Raw genomic sequence first — 25,169 nt, forward strand, 5'->3', positions numbered from 1 at the left:
CCTGCCGCCAGTCCCCGCGTCATGTTTTTGGCGGTATCCGCAAGGCACGCAAAATCCACCGGCGAACCGCCCCCTGATGGTCGGGACGCCCCTTCTGGACTTGCGAACTGAGATTGAAAGGAACCGGCCTCGTTACTTTCCGGTCCGTTGCCGCCGCAACATAACTGTCACTTTCCTCCTGCGGCATAGATTCGTCAAGCCATAGATTGAAACCGTTTTTTAACCACAAGATATTGTGTGCAGTGCCTGTGGAAAACGGGGATAGCAAAAGCGTTCAAAAAAATCAGTGACTTGGCGTGAGACTTTGAAGCTTGTGCGAGGCTGGTTTCCGCAGCGGAAAGCGAAAACCCCGCATTTCCGGGGTGCGGCATAAAGGCGACACTGCGGTTTTTCCGTGTTTTTTTGCCGTTACCAAAAAAGCATTTCCACACAAAAAAACCGCCCCGAAGGGACGGCTTTTCAGGCATGGTTTTGGGTTGCGACAGGCGATCAGCCGCGCGATCCCTTGGCGATCGGTTCCTGATAGGTGAAGCCCATGTCCCAGGGGAAATAAATCCAGGTGTCCTGGCTGACCTCGGTGACAAAGGTGTCAATGGTCGGCACGCCCTTCGGCTTGGCGTAAACGCAGGCAAAATGCGCCTTCGGCAACATTTCGCGCACTTCCAGTGCGGTCTTGCCGGTGTCGGTCAGATCGTCAACGACGAGCACGCCTTCGCCGCCGTCGGACATCAGCTCCGGCGCCACGCCCTTCAGGAGAACCGTGTCGCCCTGGTTGACGTAATCGTGGCGGGTGGCGATGCAGACCGTATCGATCAGGCGGATGTTCAGCTCGCGGGAAATGATCGCTGCCGGCACGAGACCGCCGCGGGTGATACAGACGATCGCCCGGAACTCCCGGCCAAGGCCGGCAAGACGCCACGCAAGCGCGCGGGCGTCGCGGTGAAACTGATCCCAGGTTACGGGAAAGGCTTTATCGGGAAGGGACATGTCGTCTACCATCTGGTCAAAATTGTCGATGGCTTTGGCTAATAGCCGCAAGACCTGCAAAAAGGCAAGCATTGCGCGCAGGCTCTTGCGGCTTCATCCACGGCTACCGGTGTTTAACGCGACAGAAGCGTCATCGCCGTCATGGAATCGAGCAGCGTGCGCGTCACGCCGCCGAACAACAGTTCCCACCAGCGGGAATGGCCGTAGGCGCCCATGACCAGAAGGTCGATGCTGTGGTCTGACAGCCGGTTTTCGATAGCCGCCTGCGGCGAGATGCCGGCGATTTTTTCCTGCGAGGTTACCGTGACGTTGACGCCGTGGCGGGCGAGTGTTGCGGCCAGTTCGGTTCCGGCAAGTCCAGACGATTGCGTTTCGCTCTCGGCCTGATCGACGGAGAAGATCTCGACGCTCTCGGCTGCAATCAGGAAGGGCAGGGCATCGAAGGTGGCGCGTGTTGCCTCGCGGGAACCGTTCCAGGCGATCAGCACACGCTTGACCGGTTTGGCAACCGTCAGCACATGCGGAACGAGAAGAACAGGGCGGCCGCTTTCATGGAGAAAGCCGTCTATATCCGAGCGGCTGTCGGAGAGTGCGGAGGAGTTGCTCTGGCGGGCGACGATGAGATCGGCGCAGCGCGCGCTATCGATTGCCGATGACGAGGCGTAACCCACCGAGGTTACAAAGCTGCGCCACTCATGCGAGATGCCATTGGCAGACAGCGTGTGTTCGAAGAGGTTTCCAACATCCGTGGTTTCCTTGTGCGCCACGTCCTGAAGCACCTGAACGGTAGCGGGGTCGGGAATTTCCATCGGCGCGACGAGCGGAACGGCGGCCAGCGTTTCCATGTGCAGGCCAATCACATGCGAGGAAAACTGGTTGGCAAGACTTACCACGAAATCGCCGAGCTTTTGCGTGTTCTCCACATTGTCGATCACTGCCAGTATCGTTTTGTAACCCATTTTTTTGCTCCTCGGTGACGCGTCGTTTTTGGGAGAGTGGCTGCCTTTGCCGGGTGCCACCTTGATTTTGGTCAATCCGCTTCAGTCTCAGGCGGTTGCATCGCCCTTGCTGGCCGACAGTGTTTTTTCCTGACCAATGGTTTCGATCATCGTCGCCACTGCATCCGCCGCCGCTTTCAGGACGGTGGCATCACGGGCGCGCACGACGATCTCCGTCGAAAAGCGTTGTCCGTCATATTTCGGGTAGGAGCCGATGCTGGTTTCCGGGTGCGCTTTCTGGATTGCGGTCAGCGGCGTGCCGATGTCACCTTCGCCATAGGGAGACCGCACCGACTGCGACATGACTTTCGCGCCGGTGCGCAGCGTTGGCATGACATTATCCAGCATGGCCTGAAACACCTGCGGAACGCCGGCCATGACGTGGACGTTGCCGATGACGAAGCCGGGGGCGACCGAGACGGGATTGGCGATGTGGCTTGCCCCCCTTGGCATGCGTGCCATGCGCTTGCGCGCTTCGGTGAATTCCATCTCGCGCACACGGTACATGTCACCCAATATCCGCAAAGCCTCGGCATCGTGCTCGCAGGGCAGGCCGAAAGCCACGGATACCGCATCAGCGGTGATGTCGTCATGGGTCGGGCCGATGCCGCCGGAGGTGAAGACATAATCATAGCGGGCGCGCAGCGCATTCAGCGCTTCGACGATTGCATGCTCCTCGTCGGCGACGATGCGCACTTCCTTCAAGTCTATTCCGGACATGGTGAGCACATCCGCGAGGTGCCCGATATTCTTGTCCTTGGTGCGTCCCGACAGCAATTCGTCGCCGATGGCGAGCATGGCGGCGGTCACGACGGATGGGGTGGGTGAGGGATTGGACATGGGGGTACTCGTCAGCTGTTTTGTCCGACGTTAGTCCGCCGCCCGGTGAATGCAAAGCGGTTTTGAAAAAATGTCTATCTGTGAAAGGTTGACGTTCCGGCGTTTCGTTCACTGATTGCGAACAGTGCGTATGCGGATGCACCGCTGGTGTGGGACCTGCCTCTGGGCTACCTTTGCATCACATGCTTGTAACTGGTCACCACTAATGATCATCGCGTTCTTAAAAAGGCTTCTGGCTGGTACGCCTGAGACGATTAACCCTAAGGATACAAAGAAAATGACAAAAGTTCTTGTGCTTTATTATTCATCTTACGGCCATATCGAGACGATGGCATATGCCGTTGCCGAAGGCGTGAAGTCTGCCGGCGCGGAAGTTGTCGTCAAGCGCGTTCCGGAACTGGTTCCTGAGGAAGTCGCCAAATCCTCGCACTTCAAGCTCGATCAGGCTGCTCCCATCGCGACTGTTGACGAACTGGCAGAATACGATGCCATCATCGTCGGCGCCGGCACCCGCTTCGGCACGGTTGCCTCACAGATGCGCAATTTCTGGGACCAGACCGGCGGTCTGTGGTTTGGCGGCAAGCTTGTCGGCAAGGTCGGCTCGGCCTTCACGTCGTCGGCCACGCAGCACGGCGGTCAGGAATCGACCATCCTTGGTTTCCTCCCCACCTTCCTGCACCACGGCATGGCCGTTGTCGGTCTGCCCTATGCTTTCCAGGGCCAGATGGGCGTCGATGAAATCAAGGGCGGCTCGCCTTATGGCGCCTCCACCATCACCGATGGCGACGGCTCGCGTCAGCCTTCTGCTATCGAACTGGAAGCAGCACGCTATCAGGGCGCACATGTCGCCAAGCTGGCCGCCAAGCTTTCCGCTTGAGCCTGCATTGCTGGAAAAAGAAATGCGGCCCGAAAGGCCGCATTTTCTTACCCCGGCATCTAACGTCGCCGGTACCGCAGGGAATGATTTTTAAGGCGGGTCAGATCGGCAGGTTGACCATGAAAAGGCAGCTTGCAATCACGACGCCGAGCATGGAAATTTCGAGAAAACCATTCAATCCGTCACGCATTTCAATCCTCCTTGTTGATCGAAGAGAGAACGGAAAAGATTTATCGCGGTTCCATAACAGCAGAATGAAATTTAGGAAATTTTAATGCCCTGCCGCTCCGCCACAATACGGAGTGGACATCGGTGCTTCAGCCGGTAACGACGAAGGCGACCACGAGGTGGCCGAGAAGGCCGATGGCGAGGCAGGAGAGGAGAAATATGAACAGGGCTTTTTTCATGTTTCCAGAAGCTTCCATCTGATTTAACCCTTTAAACCTGTTTTCCTGACTTGTTTCGCCTCAGGACGCCATTTTAATTCTCGACCATGGGTCTTGATGCCGTCAGGCCTTGATGTCGAGACCAGCCTCGATTGCGGCAGCGATGAAGGCCTTGCGCGCATCCTCCGGCTTTTTCCTGCCGGCATCGACGGCGGCGCAGACCAGCAACGCCGCGTCCAACGCATCGCCATCCTCTATCGGCCAATCCTCGATCATGGCCCAGGACGCCGCCTGCGTGGTCTCGATGCTCGTATAGTCGCCCGGCGTTTCGAACGCGATCAGGACGGGTTTTTGCCAGCGCGTGTTCATCGCTCATCCGTGTTGGTTATCGTGCCCGGCTCTAAACCAAGCGGGCAGAATGCGCAATTGGTTTCGGTTGGCTTGCGGTGCGGTCAGTCGTCGCGTCCGAACAGCCAATCGCGAATGATGCGGCGGTCTATGAGTTCGAGCGAGCGATCGGGCGCAATGCGATAGGTTTCCACCGCCCTCGTGCTGCCGTCGATGCGGAACTCGTGGCTGAAGGTACTGCCGATCGGCGATTTCGTCAGCTTGGTGCGCGGCTGGCCCTTATAGGTGATGCTGCCGGGGATCGGTTCGACATAAGCGGCCGGGCCTGTGGTCGTGCAGCCCGCAAGCGTAAGCGCGATTGCGGCCAATGATACGAGCGTTTTCATCCTGTCCTCCGAAGTGCGTCTGCGAAAACGATATGGAGGCGCAACGGTTCCCCGCGAGTGATAAAGGGCAGAGCTATTCGCACCTGCTACTTGCGTCTCGGATTTTGAGTGTCGCGCGCGACCCAGCGGAAGAAAGCGTAGACGAGCAGGCCGAAGATGAAAAGCGGGATGAGGTTCGCAAAACCGGACATATGATTCTCATTTCTCCCTCCCGATCCGGGGTCTAACCGGAGAGAAAGAGGCAAGGCAAGCGTGGCGTGCAGCGCCGCAGGTAAAATGTCCGTGTGCCTGTTTGGGGAACGGTTTGCGTGCGGCGGGAAGATCGCCGGAGAAGAAGGAAACAGGTGAGACCTGGCGCACTGCCAGTGATACCAGGTCTCCCAGTCCCCCGCCAGTTTCAGGGAACGGGTGACTTGATTTAGTATGACGAACGGCATGCGATATACATAGACCGAGAAATTACCTCGAATAAATCGCTACCTTGGTCGATCACCCCGGGGCCTGAGCGTGGTGCGTAGCTAATTGCTGCCGCCATGCGCGCACGACCCGCCGCGTTGTCCGCAAATGCCGTTTAACCCGTTGAATCGGCTGGAGATGCATTCTCGGCCCACGCCATAAGCGGATGAAGTAAACGGAACTTTTTGCGTGTTTGATCATTAAATACAGCGCATACCTATTATTCATGGAGGGCTAAACATGATCGGCACCATTCTCGTTATCCTCATCATTCTTTTCCTGATCGGTGCTTTGCCAAGCTGGGGTTACCACAATTACGGTTATGGTCCCTCGGGTGGCCTCGGACTGGTTCTGGTCATCGTCCTCGTTCTTGTTCTGCTGGGTCGCATCTGATCGATCCGCATTGAAGATGCAGCGACTGCCCGCACCCGCGCAAAAGCGCCGGTTGCGGGCATTGTTTCTTCTGGAATATGAGTGAGATACAAAAAATGACGGAATCCGAAGGGCTTAGGACGTGGACTATTGCCCTTTGTCCATCGGATCGGAAAAAACAGCACATTCGGAACGAACCCTCTTGCGCGCATAATGGATTCGTTCTAAATGCCCGCCATCGCTCGAATTCATGAGCGTGTGAGGCCTCGTGGCGGAGTGGTGACGCAGAGGACTGCAAATCCTTGTACCCCGGTTCAATTCCGGGCGAGGCCTCCAAAAATTTCACCGAATAAAACCTGTTTTTTTGAACCTTTGGCTAACATTGCGGTCATCGGCTGCCCTTGCCGTTCTAAAAAATCCCGGCCATTTCGCTTTTTCCAGCACTTAGGGCTCACCGCGCTTGAAAGCGCAGGCTTGGGCAATTATGAGATTGTTTAAAGGCGAGGGGAGACCCGCGCCGTTTTGAGCTTTTGGGGCCGAGGCTTCCCGACCGGCATCCGCGAAATTGAGGCGATAACGATATGATGGATTTCGAAACCGCACGCGCCAATATGGTCGACAGCCAGTTGCGCACGACCGACGTGACGTCGCATTCTGTGCTGAAGGCGTTTTTGAGCGTGCCGCGCGAAGCTTTCGTGCCGGCGGGTGTGCGGCAGATTGCCTATGTGGACGAGGATCTGCAGATCTGTCCCGCCCGGGATGGTCGCCCGGCCCGTTACGTCATGAAGGCCTCGCCGCTGGCGAAGCTTTTGCAGCTTGCGGCGGTGACCAAGGAAGACGTGGTGCTGGAAGTCGGCGGCGGCGCCGGTTATACCGCGGCCATCCTGTCCCAGCTCGCCGGTTCGGTGGTTTCGCTCGAATGCGACGAAACGCTGGCAGCTGAGGCGACTGAGACGCTGGCCTCGCTCGGATATGACAATGTTGCTGTTGTCACCGGCGATCTCGAAAATGGTTATGCGGGCGAAGCACCCTATGACCTGATTTTCATCAACGGCTCTGTAGAGGAAGTGCCGGCGGCACTGACCGACCAGCTGCGCGATGGTGGACGTCTGGTTGTCGTTGTCGGATACGGTAACGCTGCCAAGGCAACCGTTTACCGTCGCGATGGCAACAGCACCTCGGCTGCAACCTCTTTCAATGCGTCGATCAAGCCTCTGCCCGGTTTTGCCAAGGCGGCCGAATTCGTTTTCTGATCTTTAAAAGCGATCATTGTTTTGGACGCCGGGGTGGACTTTTCGCCCCGGCGTTTGTTTTTGCGGATGCCGCACCGGCAGACCCGCTTCGCCCACCCAATTGCCCCAAAAGACCATTCTCACAAAGCTGTGCATCACGGCGAAACTTGTCGAATCAGTGATTTAGTTCCTGACTATGCTGCCCTAGACTAAGGGTGATTCGGGGTGTGCGTATTTCTACCCCTTTTCAGGCCATCGGCCCGAAAACCGGAAGCGATTTTCGACAGGAACGGTGTGCAGATTTAAAATGTTGGAGCGTCCTTTGGGCGTCCGTATGGACGCAAGGCGGTCTAGAGAGTGGAAACCGGGGATTGATATGGCTCAGCCAAGCGTAGCGCGTGAACCGTCCATGGAAGAGATCTTGGCGTCCATACGCCGGATCATCGAAAGCAACGAGACCGGGCCTACCGGCGCGTTTTCCGGGCAGTTGCCGCCTGTCTATGACGACGAAGACGATGGCGCAGGCGAAGCGTCCTTCGTGACGGAGGCCATCAGCCCGCCGGCGCGCGTTCCCCCCGCCGCAAACCAGGCATTTGGCGCAAGGCCGGTGCAGGATTTTTCCACGGCCGCCGAAAAGCAGACGCCAGAACAGCAGGAAATCTCGGCCGAGAAAAGCATGTCGCTTGCCGATGTTGCCGCGCGCGTTCGCGCTGCCGCCGACCGCAACGCTGCCATGGGGCCGCAGGCATTTGCCGCCCAGGCGCAGCGTGAGCCCGCGCAGGCAGCCCCGGCCGCTCATTCCTCCAGCGTACCGCAGCCTTCGGCTGCGCAACAGGTTGAACGCCCTGCGCCGCAGCGCCCGACGGATGTGCGGCCGCTGCTGGCGGCCGCTGCCGCGAGCACCAGTGAACAGCCGGCAGCTTTTGCCTCCGAGGATCGTGCTGCTGCTGCCGCTGTCGAGAGCGCAGCTTTCGAGAACCGCTTCGACCAGCTGACGCTGCGTGGCGCCATCGAAACGCCTGTAGCCCAGGATCATTTCGAGATTTCGGTGCAGGAACCTGCTGTCGAGATGCCGTCATTCGATCTGGCCGAACCCAAGGAAGAGGGCGGTTTGTCGCTCAACCTCATTTCCGAGGCTGCCGGTGCGCAGATCGCCCGTTCCTTCAGCGAACTTGCGGAAATTTTCGATGGCGTCGAACGACGCTCGATCGAGGATATGGCCGCCGAAATGCTGCGTCCGATGCTGCAGGACTGGCTGGAAGACAATCTGCCGACCCTGGTTGAACGTCTCGTGCGTGAGGAAATCGAACGTGTGGCGCGCGGCTCGCGCCGCTAGGCTCTGTTCGTCCGCATCTTGTAACATGCGCAAGATAATGAAACAGAGGCCGCTCCGGCACCGGGGCGGCTTTTTTGTTGAAGATGAAGGCGCTATGGGGTCATAGTCGCTGACGGGTCGGTTTCTGTTGACTCTCGACCATCCATCCTTATTTAAAAAATCCACACAAGAACTCTAAAATTCAGGTCAGGAAATGCTCGAAAAGACCTACGATTCCGCATCCGTCGAACCGAAAATCGCCAAAGCCTGGGACGAGGCGAACGCTTTTCGTGCCGGCGCCAACGCCAAACCGGGCGCGGAAACCTTCACAATCGTCATCCCGCCGCCGAATGTCACCGGCTCCCTGCATATGGGCCATGCGCTCAACAACACGCTTCAGGACATATTGGTCCGCTTCGAGCGCATGCGCGGCAAGGACGTGTTGTGGCAGCCGGGCATGGACCATGCGGGCATCGCCACGCAGATGGTCGTCGAGCGCAAGCTGATGGAACAGCAGCTTCCGGGCCGCCGCGAAATGGGCCGTGAGGCCTTCGTGGAGAAGGTCTGGGAATGGAAAGCCGAATCCGGCGGTTTGATCTTCAACCAGCTGAAGCGCCTCGGTGCGTCCTGCGACTGGTCGCGTGAGCGCTTCACCATGGATGAGGGTCTGTCCGAGGCCGTTCTCGAGGTGTTCGTCACCCTTTACAAGCAGAACCTGATCTACAAGGACAAGCGCCTCGTCAACTGGGACCCGAAGCTGCAGACCGCGATTTCCGACATGGAAGTCGAGCAGCTGGAAGTGAAGGGCAACCTTTGGCACTTCCGTTATCCGCTGGAAAAGGGTGTGACCTATCAGCACCCGATCGCATTTGACGAGGAAGGCAAGCCCACCGAGTTCGAAACGCGTGATTACATCGTTGTTGCTACCACGCGGCCAGAAACCATGCTCGGCGATACCGGTGTTGCGGTGAACCCGGAAGACGAGCGCTACAAGGGCATCATTGGCAAGCATGTCATCCTGCCGATCGTTGGCCGCAAGATCCCGATCGTTGCCGATGACTATGCCGATCCGACGGCCGGAACGGGCGCCGTGAAGATCACGCCTGCGCACGACTTCAACGATTTCGAGGTCGGCAAGCGTTGCGGTCTGCGCGCCATCAACGTCATGAATATCGATGGGACGATCTCCATCAAGGAGAACGAGGATTTCCTCGAGGGCCTCAATCATCCGGCGGCGCTGCACGGCGCATGGGATCGTCTGGAAGGACAGGATCGTTTCTTCGCCCGCAAGGTCATCGTCGAAATCTTCGAGGAAGCCGGCCTCCTCGACAAGATCGAGCCGCACAAGCACGTCGTGCCGCATGGCGACCGTGGCGGCGTGCCGATCGAGCCGCGCCTCACCGACCAGTGGTGGGTGGACAACAAGACGCTGGCTCAGCCGGCCATTGCCTCGGTTCGCGAAGGCCGCACCAATTTCGTGCCTAAGAACTGGGAAAACACTTATTTTCAGTGGATGGAGAATATCCAGCCCTGGTGTATCTCGCGGCAATTGTGGTGGGGACACCAGATTCCGGCATGGTACGGCCCTGACGGGCAGGTCTTCGTTGAAAAGACCGAGGAAGAGGCGCTTCAGGCCGCTATCCAGCATTATATTGCCCATGAAGGTCCGTGGAAGGCCTGGGTCGAGGAGAAGCTTGAAAACTTCAAGCCGGGTGAGATTCTGACCCGTGACGAAGACGTTCTCGATACATGGTTCTCATCGGCGCTGTGGCCGTTCTCGACGCTCGGCTGGCCGGAAAAGACGCCGGAACTGGCGCGCTATTATCCGACCAACGTGCTTGTCACCGGTTTCGACATCATCCCGTTCTGGGTCGTCCGCATGATGCAGATGGGTCTGCATTTCATGAAGGACGATGCCGGCAATCCGGTCGAGCCGTTCAGCACCGTCTACATCCACGCGCTGGTTCGCGACAAGAACGGCCAGAAGATGTCCAAGTCCAAGGGCAACGTCATCGATCCCCTGGAACTGATCGACGAATACGGTGCGGATGCGCTGCGCTTCACGCTCGCCATCATGGCGGCGCAGGGTCGTGACGTGAAACTCGATCCGGCACGTATCGCCGGTTATCGCAACTTCGGCACGAAGCTCTGGAACGCCACGCGTTTTGCCGAAATGAACGGCGTAAAGCGCGATCCGCATTTCCTGGCCGAAACCGCATCGCTGACGATCAACCGTTGGATCCTGACCGAGCTTGCCAACACCGCGCGCGATGTGACGGCGGCTCTTGAGAACTTCCGGTTCAACGATGCATCCGGCATCCTCTACCGTTTCGTCTGGAACCAGTTCTGCGACTGGTACCTGGAACTGCTCAAGCCCGTGTTCGGTGGCGAGGATGAGGCGGCAAAGGCGGAATCGCAGGCCTGCGCGGCCTATGTTCTGGATGAGATCTACAAGCTCCTGCATCCCTTCATGCCTTTCATGACGGAAGAGCTGTGGGCGCATACGGCGGGCGAGGGCGAGGAGCGGGCTGATCTTCTCTGCCTTACCGACTGGCCGACTCCGGAATTCCGCGACGATGCTGCGGCTGCGGAAATCAACTGGCTGATCGATCTTGTTTCGGGCATCCGCTCGACGCGTGCCGAGATGAACGTGCCGCCGGGCGCCACCGCATCGCTGGTGGTGGTCGGTGCCAATACCTCGACAGAAGCGCGGCTGGACCGCCATGCCGCCGCCATCCGGCGCTTGGCGCGTGCCGATGAAATCCGTGGTGCCGATGTGGCGCCCAAGGGCTCCGCGCAGATCATCATCGGTGAGGCCACCGTCTGCCTGCCGCTCGGCAACCTCGTCGATCTCGCGGCCGAAAAGGCCCGTCTCGAAAAGGCGATCGGCAAGGTGGATGCGGAAATGGAACGCATAGACAAGAAGCTGTCGAACGAAAAATTCGTGGCCAATGCCGATCCGGAGGTTGTGGCCGCCGAGCGCGACCGCAAGGCGGAGCTGGAAGTTCAGCTGACAAGTCTTCGAACCGCCCTGCAGCGGGTCAGCGAAGCAGGATAAGGTTCCTGTTGCGTGTAAAATCAAAACGCCCCGTGAAAACGGGGCGTTTTGCGTTCTGTCAGGGCCGGCTCAATTCATTGCTGCGTTGCAATGGCGAATCATGCACTGCGTGATAGCGCGATTATTTCTGCCGCGAGGCGCACAAAACCGCGCGGGAAGACGAAAAAGATCAATAAAAACGGCCTGATAAGCGATTTTCTTCGGAAACGTCCAACTGTGGTTATTTGGCGACATTTCCGGTGTGGATTGGGAGTTTGTTTCGTTTTGTGTCGTTTTTTCTAATTGGATTAGAATAATAGCCTAAAATGATTATGTAAGATGCCAAACATCAAAAACTTACGTAAAAAAATGGCCATCCGGTGGCAACCGCGCCGCGCCACGGCAGATTGTCATTTGCCGCAAAGCATTTCACTCTCTCAATGATCACATTGCCTTGATTGGGGAGAGAGATGGCAAAAACTGCATTTTTTCGCGGCGCAGTATGTTTCGTAGCCAGCATCGCGGCGGTCACGCCTTCACTGGCGGGCGGCCTCGAGCGCGGTGGCTACAATATCGACCTGCTGTTCGACCCGTCGGACTATGTTCTCGACAGTTCCGCTACATTCGTTGCGCCACAGCGCAAGGTTGAGAATGCGCGTGACAATCCGCTGAAGAGCGGTCCGCTGCCTGCGACTTGGTCAAGGAGCGCAGATGACTCTGAAAACTTCTGGTCGACCCGCATCGGCGCCAAGGCGGCAATCGGCGATTTCGGCGACTGCATGTTCGATTATTCGCAGCCTTGGGGCGCGCACCTCAATCCGGGCATCTGGCAGGGATCGAGCTACAATATCGAAACCAAGGTAAAGTCGCACAATTACGCCACCACCTGCCGTGTGAAGTTTGATCTTGGCAAGGGCGACTTCTCGATTATTGGCGGCGGCTTTTACCAGGAGATCAGCGGTTATAAATACCGTCAGGTTCTTGGCCCAGCTGTTCTTGGCCTCAATCCGGCCTGGTCCAGCTTCAGCGGCGTCGGCAAACTTGAGATGGAAGGTGACGGTTGGGGTTGGCGCGCCGGCGTTGCCTACGAAATCCCCGAGGTCGCCTTCCGGGCGAGCCTTGTTTATAACAGCGCCGTCGATCATGACCTGACCGGTTTCGCCGACGTCAGAGGAGTTCCGCAGACGCCGCCGTCCATCTCTCCGACGCTGGCGAAATACGGCGGCAAGCTGGTGCCGATCTATGGCTCCGTTTCGATGCCAGACAGCATCGAACTCAAGGTGCAATCCGGCATAGCGCCGGACTGGCTGGCTTTCGGTTCGGTGAAGTGGACTGACTGGAGCCAGATTCAGGTCATTCCTTTCTGCGCGGTCGGTACGTCCCCCTGCGTTCCAAGTGGCCAAGACACGCTGAACACGCTTGACCTGTTTTATCGTGATGGCTGGACGATTTCCGGCGGCGTTGGTCACAAGTTCAACGAGCAGTGGAGCGGTGCTGTGAGCCTGACCTGGGATCGCGGTACATCGACTGTTATCGGCACCCAGACCGACACCTGGACGCTGGGCACGCAGATCGTCTACTCGCCGAACAAGAATATCGAGTTCAAGGTTGCCGGTGCTCTCGGCCTCCTGACCTCCGGAAGCTCATCCATCAACGGTGGACCTTGCGGTGCGGGCTTCACCTGCGGCAATGAGGCGGGCTATGACTTCGGCAACGATCTCGTGGCTGCGATCTCTACAGGCGTCAAGGTCAAGTTCTGACACCATTCGCCACACCTGAACGAAAAGAAAGGTCCGGTTTACCAACCGGACCTTTTTTCATTCCCGACTATGATTCCTGCTCGATAAAAATTTCTATCCCGAAAGTTTTGTGACGATTTGGCAACACTTTTCTGCAAGCGTGGTGCCGCGTTGGAATGTGGGCATATCTGTCCATTTCCCGCCACAAACAAGGTGCTTGGCTTCTGTTTATGGACGCGGGGATGGAAGAACATGCAGGCGTTTGATGTGGGCCTGCGGAGTTGCGAAGAGTGAAAACGGGTTTGGATTCAGGGTTTAAGCAAGTAATACGGGAATTTGATCCGGGTTTCTTGTTTGGCGCTGACCGGCAGGCGGTCAAACGCCGTTATATTGCCGGAAATTATGCCTATATCTGTCTCACTGAAAATTTGGAGCAATTACCGCATATGACCACCGGCAGTGCGCTGGAAAGTGCTGCCGGAAAGACGCAGTGTGTTCGAAAAATCGCGACCCGGCGGGGTTCAGCTTTGCAGTATTCCGCAAGTATTGGCTATATGCCGGGAAGAGTGAGAGAAGTTCGCCTAAATGCTGAAATGTGAAGCACATGTTCTAAAGCCGCTCATCATGAGCCTTTTGCTTGCGTCGCTCGCAATGCCGGTGCTGGCTTTTGACATCAACGCAGGCGTTACCAAGGAATCCGGCCCCTTCGACCTGTTCAAGTTCGGCTTCAAGGCCTACAAGAACGGTAACAAGGACGAAGCCGTCGAGGCCTATCGCTATGCGGCCGAAAAGGGCCATACCGGCTCGCGCTGGGCGCTTGCCAATATGTATGCCTTCGGCGATGGCGTTGCCAAGAACGACTTCGAAGCTTTCAAGATCTACAGCGAAATTGCCAGCCAGGGCGTCGAGCCGGGCTCCGAGGATACCGGCTTCTTCGTCAACGCGCTGCTTTCTCTTGCCGATTATTACCGCCACGGCATTCCCGGCACTCCGGTAAAGATGGACCTGTCGCAGGCCCGCCAGCTCTATTTTCAGGTGGCTTCCACCTTTGGCGTGGCTGAGGCCCAGTTCCGTCTGGCGGAAATGATCCTTGCGGGTGAGGGCGGCCGGGCGGATGTGCAGCAGGCCAAGAAGTGGCTCAATCAGGCACGCAAGCACGGCCATGCCGGCGCCATGTCGATTTTCGGTAATCTGCTTTTCCAGGAAGGCCAGACGACGCAGGGACTCGCCTTCATGACGGCCGCGCTCGACAAGTGCACGGCGGTGGATTGCACCTGGATCCAGACCCTTCAGGAACAGGCTTTTTCGCTCGCGGGTGAAAACGATCGCCGCGCGGCCATCGCGCTGGCGCAGAACATGCAGATCGACGATCCGAACTGACAATTATGTCTATTGTGGCTGAGGCGACTTAGAGCGCGTCCTGTTTAAACGGGCTCGCTTGCCGTGCTCTAACTCTTTGTTTCGGCTTACTTTTACCGGAAATTCTCTAACTCGCCCGGCGAGCGCCGTTCAATTGATCGGCGTAAAATTGAAATAACCGCAGACCGGTACGTGGTCTGACGGTTTTTCCCAGGCCCGCACATGTTTTTCGATGCTCACCGATTCCAGCCTGTCGGCCGCTTCCGCCGACAGCATCAGGTGATCGATTCGGATGCCGTTATTCTTAGGCCATGCGCCAGCCTGATAATCCCAGAAGGAATAAAGTCCGGGTTCATCCGTCGTCGCGCGTGCGGCATCGGTAAAGCCGAGATTTTCCAGCCTGCGGAATGCCGAGCGCGTCTTGGGCAGGAACAGCGCATCGCCAGCCCAGACCCGCGGATCGTGGCAATCGAAGGGTTCGGGGATGACGTTGTAGTCACCCGCCAGAATAAGCGGCTCCTCAAGCGCAAGGCGATCTTCGGCAAAGCGGCGCAGCCGCTCCATCCATGCGAGCTTGTAGGGATATTTGACCGGATCGTCAGGCGGATTGCCGTTCGGCAGGTAGAGCGAGCAGACCCGGATCGCACCGCCATCAACGGAAAACACGCCCTCGATGAAGCGGGCCTGTTCATCGGCATCGTCGCCCGGCAGGCCGCGATTGATCTCGTCGGGCTTCATCTTCGACAGAAGGGCGACGCCGTTGAAGCCCTTCTGGCCATGGGTCTCGACGTGATAGCCGAGCGCTTCCAGCTCAAGGCGGGGAAAGCCTTCGTCAACCGACTTGATTTCCTGAAGGCAAACGATGTCGGGCGATGAATCCTTCAACCACTGGCAGAGGTTTTCGATACGCGCCTTGACGCCGTTGATGTTCCAGGTGGCAATCTTCATCGGAGTTTCCCTTTTGTGAGGTTACTTTTACCCGATGCAAAAGCGATTGCCACCGTTTTTGGAAACGGCTGGTGAGGATGTGGTGGATAGAGGGGAGGTTGGTAGAGTGAACTGGGCCGCGAAGTCAGCGTCATGTCTCTATCCCCTCATTCCTGTGCTTGTCACAGGAATCCAGCCGACGCGCGTCTGCGCGGCGGGGAGACAGGGATGAGGCAGGAGTGGGACGCGGATCACCTCAAAGCTGAGAGCATTGAGGCAGAGCCGCGGGCCGTTTCACTCAGATCGAGAAGCTGGTGCCGCAGCCGCAGCTTGCGACCGCGTTCGGGTTCTTGATCTGGAAGGACTGGCCGAGCAGATTGTCGACGAAGTCGATTTCAGAGCCGGCCATATAGACAACCGACAGGCTGTCGATCAGCACCTTGGCGTCGCCACGCGCAATCACGATGTCGTCATCGGCGGGGTCTTCCGCCAGATCGAACTTGTAGGAGAAGCCCGAGCAGCCGCCGCCTTCCACCGAAACGCGCAGAGCCTGCTTGCCCGCATCCGCTGCGACGATCTGGGCGATTCGCTTCGCTGCGGCTTCCGAAAGTGTAATGTCGCTGTTTTCCATGTCGTTCCTCGTGCCGGGGTCAAGAACCGGAGAGCAATAGATTTGTCGCCACCATTATAAACCAGTCAAATAAACGGTCTATAGCGATGTCCGCAACGGCATTTGCCGCGATGATGCTTTGCGCCGACCTTTGCGATAGGTATGAAGGGCGGATGAAAAGGTCAATGGTCAAAGGCCATGGACTTCGGGTCAAATGAAGTCCCGGCCAGAGAACAGTACAGGTGGATGAATGATTATAGACCAGCGCGCATTGGGTTTCGGAAGTGGCGAGAGGGCGGTTTTCGCCTCTGATCCATGGACCACGCGCGGGCGTCTTTTTGCCGAGGAAGGTAGCCTGACGCGTTCGGAGTTCCAGCGCGACCGGGACCGCATCGTCCACACCACGGCCTTTCGCCGGCTTAAACACAAGACGCAGGTTTTCATCAGCCCTGACGGCGACCATTACCGCACCCGGCTCACCCACACGATTGAGGTTGCGCAGATTGCCCGCGCACTCGCACGTGCTCTGAAGCTGGACGAGGATCTGGCCGAGGGCGTGGCTCTGGTGCATGATTTCGGCCACACGCCGTTCGGCCATACTGGTGAGGATGCGCTGGATGCGGTGTTGTTGCCCTATGGCGGCTTCGATCACAACGCGCAGTCGCTGCGCATCGTCACCAAGCTGGAGCGCCGCTACGCCGAATATGACGGCATCAACCTGACATGGGAGACGCTGGAGGGGCTGGTGAAGCACAATGGCCCGCTGGTCAATGCCGAGGGCGAGGGCGTGAAGGGCCCGGTTCCGCTGCCCATCCTCGAATATTGCGAGCTGCAGGATCTGGAAATCGGCAGCTATGCCAGCCTTGAGGCACAGATGGCGGCTATTGCCGACGACATCGCCTATAATACCCATGATATCGATGACGGCCTGCGTGCCGGTTATCTGAGCTTCGAGATGCTGGAAGAGGTGCCTTTCCTCAGCAAGGTGATGGCTGAGGTACGTGCGAAATATCCCGTGCTCGACAAGGAACGCTTCGCCAATGAAATCATGCGCCGCCAGATCACTCATATGGTCGAGGATGTAATCGGGGTCGCGCAGCAGAATCTTTCCCGGCTGAAACCGAAGAGTGCGGCCGATATCCGCGCCGCTGATTTTACCGTCGCGACTTTCTCGCCGGAAATGGCTGAAACCGACAGGCAGATCAAGAAACTGCTGTTTGCCCATATCTACCGGCATCCGGAAATCATGCGCATCCGCGCCGGCGCTACGCAGATCGTTACCGACCTTTTCCACCGTTATATGGAAGTGCCGGCAGAGATGCAGAGTCACTACTGGGTGGACAGCATTTCCGGTATGAGCAAGGCCGCAAAAGCCCGCCATGTGGGGGATTATCTGGCCGGTATGACCGACAGTTATGCACTGCGCGCCCACCAGCGGCTGTTTGACCACACCCCCGATTTGCGATAGGGCAGCGGGCGATCGCGAAGCCAACCCGGTTATGATGGCCGGACATGAACAGAAGCCCTTCGCGCAGGTTGGAACGATGAACATTTTTGCCGATTTCGATACCAGGATCAAAAACGCGCTCGAGACTCTCGATCTCGTGAAAGAGAACCGCGAAAAGGTCGATTTCAGTCGAATTACGGTCGAATCCCCGCGCGATCTCAGCCATGGCGATGTCGCAACCAATGCCGCTATGGTTTTGGCGAAGCCGCTCGGCACCAATCCGCGGGCGCTGGCCGAACTCATCGTGCCAGCACTTCAGGCCGATGGCGATGTCGATAGCGTCAACGTCGCCGGTCCCGGCTTCATCAATCTCAAGGTCTCTGTCGGTTACTGGCAGCGTCTTCTTGCCGACATGATCGGGCAGGGCATCGATTTCGGCCGCTCGAAGATCGGCGCGGGCCAGAAGATCAACGTCGAATATGTCTCCGCCAACCCCACCGGTCCTATGCATGTCGGCCATTGCCGTGGTGCTGTCGTGGGTGACACGCTGGCGAACCTGCTCGCCTTCGCCGGTTATGGCGTGACCAAGGAATATTACATCAACGACGCCGGCTCGCAGATCGACGTGCTCGCGCGTTCGGTCTTCCTGCGTTATCGCGAGGCGCTTGGCGAAGATATCGGCGCCATTCCGTCGGGCTTCTACCCCGGTGACTATCTCGTTCCAGTCGGCCAGGCGCTGGCGGATGAATATGGCATCAAGCTGCGCGCCATGCCCGAGGAAAAGTGGCTGCCTATCGTCAAGGACAAGGCGATCGCCGCAATGATGGTGATGATCCGTGAGGATCTGGAGACGCTGAACGTCAAGCACGACGTGTTCTTCTCGGAGCGCACGCTGCATGAGGGCAATGGCGGACCCATTCTCTCGGCCATCAACGATCTCACCTTCAAGGGCCACGTCTACAAGGGCACCCTGCCGCCGCCGAAGGGCGAGTTGCCGGAAGACTGGGAAGACCGCGAGCAGACGCTGTTCCGTTCCACCGAGGTGGGCGACGACATGGACCGTGCGCTGATGAAGTCGGACGGTTCCTACACCTATTTTGCCGCCGACGTCGCCTATTTCAAGAACAAGTTCGATCGCGGTTTTTCCGAGATGATCTATGTGCTCGGCGCCGACCACGGCGGCTATGTGAAGCGGCTTGAAGCGGTTGCGCGCGCCGTCTCGGAAGGCAAGTCGAAGCTGACGGTTCTTCTGTGCCAGCTCGTGAAGCTGTATCGCGATGGCGAGCCGGTGAAGATGTCGAAACGCTCAGGCGATTTCGTCACGCTGCGCGATGTGGTGGACGAAGTAGGTCGCGATCCCGTGCGATTCATGATGCTCTATCGGAAGAATTCCGAGCCGCTGGACTTCGATTTTGCGAAAGTGACCGAACAATCGAAGGATAATCCGGTCTTTTACGTGCAATATGCGCATGCCCGTTGCATGTCCATCTTCCGCCAGGCGCAGGAAGCGTTTCCGGGTCTTGCGCTCTCGCAGGACGATATGTCGTCTTCCGTTGCTTTGATTAGCGATATCAACGAGTTGCAGCTGGTTGCAAAGCTTGCTGAGTACCCGCGCCTGATCGAATCCGCAGCCCTTGCGCACGAGCCGCACAGGCTTGCTTTTTACCTCTACGATCTCGCCAGTTCCTTCCATGGACACTGGAACAAAGGTAAAGACCATCAGGAATTACGTTTTATTAACGATAAAAACCGAGAATTGAGCATTGCCAGACTCGGGCTGGTGAATGCTGTCGCGAATGTTTTGAAGTCTGGTCTTACGCTTTTAGGAGCGGACGCGCCTGACGAGATGCGATAACATATCACCATTATTTGCTCACAATACGCTGGCAAGAGCTGCAATGCGTAGATGGTGGAACACGTAATGGTCGAAAAAAATGTCGCGTATAACCGGGACGCCCGGTCTGAAGGGTTCGCTGACAACGATCCTCTGGCAGAACTGGCGCGCATCGTCGGTTTCGATGAGCGTCCTTCGCATGCGGGTTCCGAAGCTGCGCCACGCGCCGGCTCTGCGGCAACCCGCCGCGAACCCGAATTCAATCTCGAAGACGAGTTGCTTCGAGAGTTCGAGGTTTACGATGCGCCGCATGCCGATCCGGTCGTTCTTGACCCGGCAAACGATGTGCGTGCGGGCATCCACCCCAGCGACTTCATGCAGCGCGTCGAATCGGTTTTCGCCCGGCGCGAGCCTGAGCTTGCGCCAGCGGACGAACCCGTGTTCGAGGCAAGCCCCGCACCCGAAGTGAGCCAGGAGCCGCTTCCCGAGGCCGATCAGGCCTACATTCACAATTACGTCGAGACGTCGACGCAGGACATCCGCGCGGATTTCCGTGATGATGCCGGTGCGGTTGCCGAGGTTTTCGATGTGCATTCGCGCCAGTCGCGCCCTGCCGAGCCGGTGGTTTACCAGCAGGCTGCATGGGAAGAGCCGCAGGCTGTCGAGCCGGCTCAAAGCACCTGGCACGCTATGCCTGAGCTTCCGGCCGATGTTTCGAGCAATATTGCGCATTCCGATCAGAGCCATGCGCCTGAGCCGCAGGCTTTCGATCTTGCCGATGAGGTAGAGATCGCCGTCGCCGAAGCGCCTGCACCGATTTCCGTGCGTCCGCCTTCGCATGGTGGCCGTTCTTCGCTGGAATTTTCCAGCCTGCGTCTGCCGCTTGCCAATTTCGGCGCGCGCCGCGATGTTGCGGCAGGTGATCCCAGGCGGATCGAGCCGAGGTCCGAAGCGCTGGCCGCAGCCCGGATCGAGCCACAGGCCGAACCAGTTCCGGCGCCTGAGCCCGTCTTCGTTCAGGCGGAAGAAACTGCACCTACCTTTGCGCCTTCGGTTGCAGAGAAGCCGGTTGAAACAAATCTTTCGCCGATGGACGAGCTGATCTACGGCGTTGCGAAATATTCCATTCCCGGACGCGGCGAAGAGCCTGTCGTTCAGGATGCCCCCATTGCACAGGCTGCGCCTATCGTCCCGGCTGCAAGAGTGGAGCCGCCTTTGGTTGCCACGGCGCCGGTTGCCGCAGCCCCTGTAAAGGCAGCCTCGGCCGTAACAGCGCCGCCCGTTCAGGAGCCGGACTTTGGGGATTTCGCAGGTTTCAACGACGATGATTTCGAGCTTGCGCTTGATGATCTCGATCTTGACCTCGATCTGTCCGAAATCGCTGCAGCGGAAGTCGCACCTGCGCCTGTGCCGCAGCCCGTTCGCCAGCAGCCGGTCGCTCCGGTAGCGGTTGCTGCCGCCGCGCCGCAGCCGGTGCGGGAACAGCCAGCACCTCAGCCGCGCCCGGCCCCGGTTGCTGCAATTCCGGTAGCCGCCCCTCCGGTTCAGCCGCGTCCGGTCGCAGCCGCACCGCAGCCGGTTGCACCACAAACGCTGGAAAGCCTGCCTTTCGATCCCTCGCAGATCGGTGAGACGGAAGAACATCCGGAAAATATTACCGAGATGGACGTGCCGGAATTGCCGGTCGGCGTTTTCGAACCCAAGCCTGTCGCCCGTCGTCACGAAGAAGACCTCGATATCGACACCGAGCTCGCAACGCTGTTTGCCCCGGCGGTTGCCGGTGGTCTTGACCGTCACAAACATGCGGAAAACCGGGCTGCTGCCCCGCAGGCGCGTCCTCAGGCACAGGGTCCGGAGGAGGTTGACGAATTTGAGCGGGCGCTAGAAGAAGATTTCCGCCGCTCCATGCAGGAGGCTGCTGCCTCGCGTGGCAATGCGCCGCGCGATGCCGAGAATACCTATGTCGACCATCAGCCGGCCTATCGCGAAGAAGAAGAACGCGGCGGTCGCCGCTGGATCATGCCGGTTGCCGCAGCAATCGGTCTGGTGCTTGTCGGTGGTGGTGTTTACGCGCTGATGTCGGGCGGTTCGTCCGGTGCGGGCTCCAATGGCGCGCCGGTCATCATTTCCGCCGATAACGACCCGATGAAGGTGGTGCCGGAAAATCCGGGTGGCCGCGTCGTGCCCAATCAGGACAAGGCGGTTTACGACCGCGTGGCCGGTGGTAGCGCTGCCGATCCGAAGCAACCGGCGCTGATCTCCAGCAACGAAAAGCCTGTCGATGTGGTCCAGCGTACGCTGATACCCGAACAGCTGCCGCTGGAAGGTGAAAACGACGCGGACATGGAAGCCACCGGCACGCCGGTTGGCGAGACTGAAGATCCGCGCCTGCTTTCGCCGGAAGAAAAGGCCAGCCAGAACGAAGGTGCCGGTGCGACGGGCGTTTCGCCGCGCAAGGTCCGTACCATGATCGTCAAGCCTGATGGTACGCTGGTTGCACAGGAAGTCGATGCGCCTGCTGCCCAGCCACCGAAGGCCGACAAGGTCGCGGAGCTTGCTGCACCGCAGGCAGCCAAACCGGGTGAGGGTGCTCCCGCCGTCATCGCCGCTTCGCGTGTTCCGGTTGCGCCTGAACATCCGCAGGCCAATACGCCAGCCGCTTCCTCCACACCGGCCTCGCAGTCGGCTGCGCCCGTTCCTTCGGCGCGTCCGTCCGCACAGCCTTCCAATGTGGTGGCAACGGTGACCAATCAGGGCAACGTCCGTCCTGCTGCAACTGCTCCGGCCCAGCCGCAGGCTGCACAGCAGCAGACAGCCGCCGCCATGCCCGCAGCAACGAGCGCGCCGTCTTCGGGTGGTTATTACATCCAGATCGCGTCCCTGCCGAGCCAGGCGGAGGCCCAGAAGTCCTACCAGAACATGTCGGCCAAGTTCGGTTCGGTCATTTCTGGTCGGGGCGTCGACATCAAGGCCGCTGAGATCGCCGGCAAGGGCACGTTCTACCGCGTCCGCATCCCGGCGGGGGACAAGAACGAAGCCGTGGCGCTGTGCGAAAAGTTCCGCGCAGCTGGCGGCAGCTGCCTGGTGGCGCGCTGATAGCGGCTGATCCGGTTGAGTGAAGATTGGGGCTGCCGTCTAAGGCAGCCCTCGCAGTGGGGAAAGGCTTTCCTCACATTCGACGTCATCCTCGGCCCCGTGCCGAGGATCTGCCAACGTTTCGCCAACCGGTCGGTTGCAGATGCTCGGGAAAGGCCCGAGCATGACGGCGGAGGGGTTGTCGACTTATCCCCGACGCCTTGCGGTATAAGGCCATTTCCCCATTCTGTGAGCGTGACATCATGACCGATTGCAAAGCTATGATCCTCGGATGCGGCGGGCTTACGCTTTCCGCTGACGAGATTGCCCTTTACCGCAATGAGCGGCCCTGGGGTTTCATCCTGTTCGGGCGCAATATCGGTGATGCGCAACAGATTACCGATCTCGTCGCCTCAATGCGCGATGCCGTCGCGCGGCCGGATGCCCCGGTTCTGATCGATCAGGAAGGCGGGCGCGTTCAGCGCATCAAGCCTCCGCTTTTGCAAGCCTATCCGAATGCCCGCATTCTTGGCGAGATATACGAGCGTGACCGGGAGGAAGGCCTGCGCGCGGCGTGGTTGATGTCGCGTCTGCATGCCTTCGATCTCATGAAATTCGGCATCAATATCGATTGCCTGCCGGTGCTCGACGTGCCGGTGGAAGGCGCCAGCAACGTCATTGGCAACCGGGCCTATGGCTACAGCCCGACCATGGTGGCGGAGATGGGGCAGGCGGCGGCTGACGGTCTCAAGGCGGGCGGCATGTTGCCTGTCATGAAACACATGCCGGGCCACGGTCGCGGCATGGTGGATTCGCACCATGAATTGCCTGTTGTCGATGTGCCGCTGGACGAGCTGGAGGCCCATGATTTTGTGCCATTCCGCGCGCTGAACCGTGAATTGATGGCGATGAGCGCGCATCTGGTGTTCAACGCCGTCGATCGGGAGCGTCCGGCAACGACCTCGCCAAAGGTGATCGAGGAGATCATTCGTGGGCGAATCGGCTTTGACGGTCTGTTGATGTCCGACGACAGTTCCATGAATGCGCTGAAGGGCACGCTTGGCCAGCGTGCCGCGAATATTGTTGCGGGTGGCTGCGATATAGTCTTGCATTGCAACGGCGTGATGGGTGAAATGCTTGAGGTCGTGAAGGAGGTTCCCGTTCTTTCCGGCCGTTCGCTGGAGCGGGTGCGGGCCGTGGAAGCGGGTTTTCCCGCCACTGATGCCTCCGACGAAGCTGAACTGAGAGCCGAATTCAACGCCATGTGGGCCGTTTCCTGACAATCGGGCGGCGGCCCGGTACTCGGGACGACAGGCCGGACGCCCGGCGGATGGAACAATGGCAGCAGACAAGTCTCGCACTTCAACGCCTATGGACAAGCTCTGGCAGGATGTGACGCCGGAGCGGCTGACGGGCGAGGCCGGGCTGGTGATCGATGTCGCGGGTTTCGAAGGCCCGCTCGATCTGTTGCTACACCTTGCCCGCACGCAGAAGGTCGATCTGTCGCGCATTTCGGTGCTGGCGCTTGCCGAGCAATATCTGCAATTCGTGGAAACAGCCCGCCGCGTGCGCATCGAGCTTGCTGCCGACTATCTGGTGATGGCGGCCTGGCTTGCCTTCCTCAAGTCCAAGCTTCTCATTCCGCAGCAGGCGAAGGATGACGGCCCCTCCGGCGAAGAAATGGCCGCGACGCTGGCCTTCCGGCTGAAACGTCTTGAGGCGATGCGGGAGGCGGCTGAACGCCTCGTCAACCGCGCCCAGCTTGGCCGCGATATCTTCGCCCGTGGCGCGCCGGAGCATATTCCGCATATCAACCGCTCGGCTTACGAGGCGAACCTCTACGATCTCCTGAGTGCGTATGCCAATCTGCGGCAAAGGCAGGCCATCACCCAGGTCACGATTGAAAAGCGGCAGGTCTGGTCGCTTGTGGAAGCCCGGGAACTCCTGAACAGTCTGCTCGGGGATGTCGGCGAGTGGACGGTGCTCGACCAATATCTGCTGCAATATGTGCCTGACCCCGCGATGCGCGTGACGGCAATCGCCAGCGCTTTCGCCGCCTCGCTGGAGCTCGTGCGCGAGGGATCGCTGCAAATCCGGCAGGAGGGCGCGTTCCAGCCCATCTATATGCGCAGGAGCGAGCGAGATGACCGCGCGCCGAATGCGGAAAGGACTGATAATGACGCATGACGACGAGACCGGCGAAGCCGCCATCGTGGCAGATGGGGCGGCGGATGTGGTTGGGGCCGAGCCCGCGGTATTTTCCGAGCGTCAGCTGAAGGAAGCCGAGCGCATTGCCGAGGCGCTGGTCTTTGCCTCGGCCGAACCGGTTTCAGTTGCCTTCATTGCCGAGCGCCTGCCGCGCGGCATGGATGTCGTTGCCATACTCCACGGGCTGAAGGCGGCTTATGGCGAGCGGGGCGTCAATCTGGTGCAGGTTGGGGGGCAATGGGCGTTCCGCACGGCCGGCGATCTCTCCTTCGTCGTCCATTCTGAGGAAAAGGAACCTAAGAAGCTTTCGCGTGCGGCGCTGGAGGTTCTGGCGATTGTAGCGTATCATCAGCCGGTGACACGCGCCGAAATCGAGGAAATCCGTGGCGTGCAAACCTCACGCGGTACCCTCGATGTGCTGATGGAAGCGGGTTGGGTGCGTTTCAGGGGCCGCAGGCGCACGCCGGGCAGGCCGGTGACGATCGGCACCACGGTGGAGTTTCTCGACCATTTCGGCCTTGAGGAATTGCGGGACTTGCCGGGCCTTGAGGAACTGAAGGGTGCGGGCCTGCTTTCGGGCCGTATTCCTTCCAATTTCGGCGTGCCTTTGCCGATGATGAGCGACGAATTGCGCGAAGACGAAGACCCGATCACGCAGCTCGATCTGGAAGAGTTGGGCCTGCTTGCACCTGGTGGCGGCGATGGCGACGATTGATATCGTCTTCATGCGGATGAC

At 58.9% G+C, this 25,169-nt stretch carries 22 protein-coding genes and 1 tRNA gene; 15 read left to right on the forward strand and 8 right to left on the reverse strand.

Translation table 11 applies throughout. The annotated features are described in order from the left end of the window. Positions 1–194 precede the first annotated feature (194 nt). The 4 genes from ACQZ63_RS18220 to ACQZ63_RS18235 all read right to left on the reverse strand — a co-directional run bounded on the left by ACQZ63_RS18220 (position 195) and on the right by ACQZ63_RS18235 (position 2,825). Positions 195–467: a hypothetical protein gene (locus ACQZ63_RS18220; protein WP_162696595.1), complete on the reverse strand. Its 273-nt coding sequence runs from the start codon at positions 465–467 to the stop codon at positions 195–197. A gap of 22 nt (positions 468–489) precedes the next feature. After that, positions 490–987 (reverse strand): xanthine phosphoribosyltransferase, encoded by a 498-nt coding sequence (gene gpt / locus ACQZ63_RS18225; RefSeq protein WP_003515641.1) that lies wholly within the window; start codon positions 985–987, stop codon positions 490–492. 113 nt (positions 988–1,100) lie between these two features. Further along, a complete protein-coding gene (locus tag ACQZ63_RS18230; protein ID WP_003515639.1) occupies positions 1,101–1,946 on the reverse strand; it encodes a universal stress protein in 846 nt (281 codons plus the stop codon). 87 nt (positions 1,947–2,033) lie between these two features. After that, complete coding sequence (locus ACQZ63_RS18235; protein WP_013636292.1) at positions 2,034–2,825, reverse strand: competence/damage-inducible protein A; 792 nt, start codon at positions 2,823–2,825, stop codon at positions 2,034–2,036. A 277-nt stretch (positions 2,826–3,102) separates the two neighbouring features. On the opposite strand from ACQZ63_RS18235, the gene wrbA reads away from it, so the two are divergent. Further along, the gene (wrbA, locus tag ACQZ63_RS18240) at positions 3,103–3,702 is read left to right on the forward strand and encodes an NAD(P)H:quinone oxidoreductase type IV (protein ID WP_019566148.1); all 600 of its coding nucleotides are present in this window, start codon (positions 3,103–3,105) and stop codon (positions 3,700–3,702) included. Between the two features lie 509 nt (positions 3,703–4,211). On the opposite strand, the gene ACQZ63_RS18245 is transcribed toward wrbA, so the two are convergent. Together ACQZ63_RS18245 and ACQZ63_RS18250 are read right to left on the reverse strand one after the other, a co-directional pair. Next, complete coding sequence (locus tag ACQZ63_RS18245) at positions 4,212–4,457, reverse strand: DUF982 domain-containing protein (RefSeq protein ID WP_003515635.1); 246 nt, start codon at positions 4,455–4,457, stop codon at positions 4,212–4,214. Between the two features lie 83 nt (positions 4,458–4,540). Beyond that, complete coding sequence (locus ACQZ63_RS18250; RefSeq protein ID WP_113555765.1) at positions 4,541–4,822, reverse strand: hypothetical protein; 282 nt, start codon at positions 4,820–4,822, stop codon at positions 4,541–4,543. Positions 4,823–5,518: 696 nt separating this feature from the next. Between ACQZ63_RS18250 and ACQZ63_RS18255 the strand changes: the two genes are divergently transcribed. The 8 genes from ACQZ63_RS18255 (at position 5,519) to exoR (ending at position 14,353) form a co-directional block, all read left to right on the forward strand. Continuing rightward, positions 5,519–5,671 (forward strand): DUF3309 family protein, encoded by a 153-nt coding sequence (locus ACQZ63_RS18255; RefSeq protein ID WP_003515628.1) that lies wholly within the window; start codon positions 5,519–5,521, stop codon positions 5,669–5,671. Positions 5,672–5,912: 241 nt separating this feature from the next. Beyond that, positions 5,913–5,986: transfer RNA gene (locus ACQZ63_RS18260), tRNA-Cys, on the forward strand. A 245-nt stretch (positions 5,987–6,231) separates the two neighbouring features. Continuing rightward, positions 6,232–6,903, forward strand: coding sequence for a protein-L-isoaspartate O-methyltransferase family protein (locus ACQZ63_RS18265; RefSeq protein WP_113555766.1), 672 nt, complete (start codon positions 6,232–6,234; stop codon positions 6,901–6,903). 355 nt (positions 6,904–7,258) lie between these two features. Then, the gene (popZ, locus tag ACQZ63_RS18270; RefSeq protein ID WP_113555767.1) at positions 7,259–8,218 is read left to right on the forward strand and encodes a cell division protein PopZ; all 960 of its coding nucleotides are present in this window, start codon (positions 7,259–7,261) and stop codon (positions 8,216–8,218) included. 193 nt (positions 8,219–8,411) lie between these two features. After that, positions 8,412–11,255, forward strand: coding sequence for a valine--tRNA ligase (locus ACQZ63_RS18275; RefSeq protein ID WP_065659322.1), 2,844 nt, complete (start codon positions 8,412–8,414; stop codon positions 11,253–11,255). A 449-nt stretch (positions 11,256–11,704) separates the two neighbouring features. After that, entirely contained in the window at positions 11,705–12,994 is a 1,290-nt protein-coding gene (locus ACQZ63_RS18280; RefSeq protein WP_013636285.1) for an outer membrane protein transport protein, read from the forward strand. 269 nt (positions 12,995–13,263) lie between these two features. After that, on the forward strand, positions 13,264–13,572 hold the full coding sequence (locus ACQZ63_RS18285; protein WP_233283652.1) for a hypothetical protein: 309 nt from the start codon (positions 13,264–13,266) through the stop codon (positions 13,570–13,572). Continuing rightward, on the forward strand, positions 13,559–14,353 hold the full coding sequence (gene exoR, locus ACQZ63_RS18290) for an exopolysaccharide production regulator ExoR (RefSeq protein WP_003515620.1): 795 nt from the start codon (positions 13,559–13,561) through the stop codon (positions 14,351–14,353). The genes ACQZ63_RS18285 and exoR overlap by 14 nt, the downstream gene beginning before the upstream one ends. 129 nt (positions 14,354–14,482) lie before the next feature. Here the strand turns inward: exoR and xth are convergent, their stop codons facing one another. Then, entirely contained in the window at positions 14,483–15,280 is a 798-nt protein-coding gene (gene xth / locus ACQZ63_RS18295; RefSeq protein WP_003515617.1) for an exodeoxyribonuclease III, read from the reverse strand. 277 nt (positions 15,281–15,557) lie between these two features. Then, positions 15,558–15,890 carry an iron-sulfur cluster insertion protein ErpA gene (gene erpA, locus ACQZ63_RS18300; RefSeq protein ID WP_003515615.1) on the reverse strand — a complete coding sequence of 111 codons (333 nt, stop codon included), beginning with the start codon at positions 15,888–15,890 and terminating at the stop codon, positions 15,558–15,560. A gap of 229 nt (positions 15,891–16,119) precedes the next feature. Between erpA and ACQZ63_RS18305 the strand changes: the two genes are divergently transcribed. The 6 genes from ACQZ63_RS18305 to scpB all read left to right on the forward strand — a co-directional run bounded on the left by ACQZ63_RS18305 (position 16,120) and on the right by scpB (position 25,148). Continuing rightward, positions 16,120–17,337, forward strand: coding sequence for a deoxyguanosinetriphosphate triphosphohydrolase (locus ACQZ63_RS18305; protein ID WP_448799340.1), 1,218 nt, complete (start codon positions 16,120–16,122; stop codon positions 17,335–17,337). 76 nt (positions 17,338–17,413) lie between these two features. Next, a complete protein-coding gene (gene argS / locus ACQZ63_RS18310) occupies positions 17,414–19,171 on the forward strand; it encodes an arginine--tRNA ligase (RefSeq protein WP_038492845.1) in 1,758 nt (585 codons plus the stop codon). Positions 19,172–19,237: 66 nt separating this feature from the next. Beyond that, positions 19,238–22,246 (forward strand): SPOR domain-containing protein, encoded by a 3,009-nt coding sequence (locus tag ACQZ63_RS18315; RefSeq protein ID WP_113555768.1) that lies wholly within the window; start codon positions 19,238–19,240, stop codon positions 22,244–22,246. A gap of 242 nt (positions 22,247–22,488) precedes the next feature. After that, positions 22,489–23,505 (forward strand): beta-N-acetylhexosaminidase, encoded by a 1,017-nt coding sequence (nagZ, locus tag ACQZ63_RS18320; RefSeq protein WP_448799341.1) that lies wholly within the window; start codon positions 22,489–22,491, stop codon positions 23,503–23,505. Positions 23,506–23,563: 58 nt separating this feature from the next. After that, the gene (locus tag ACQZ63_RS18325) at positions 23,564–24,412 is read left to right on the forward strand and encodes a segregation and condensation protein A (RefSeq protein ID WP_025593638.1); all 849 of its coding nucleotides are present in this window, start codon (positions 23,564–23,566) and stop codon (positions 24,410–24,412) included. Then, positions 24,402–25,148 (forward strand): SMC-Scp complex subunit ScpB, encoded by a 747-nt coding sequence (gene scpB, locus ACQZ63_RS18330; protein WP_019566157.1) that lies wholly within the window; start codon positions 24,402–24,404, stop codon positions 25,146–25,148. The genes ACQZ63_RS18325 and scpB overlap by 11 nt, the downstream gene beginning before the upstream one ends. Positions 25,149–25,169: the final 21 nt, after the last annotated feature.

The organism is Agrobacterium sp. CG160-95, from assembly GCF_053521725.1.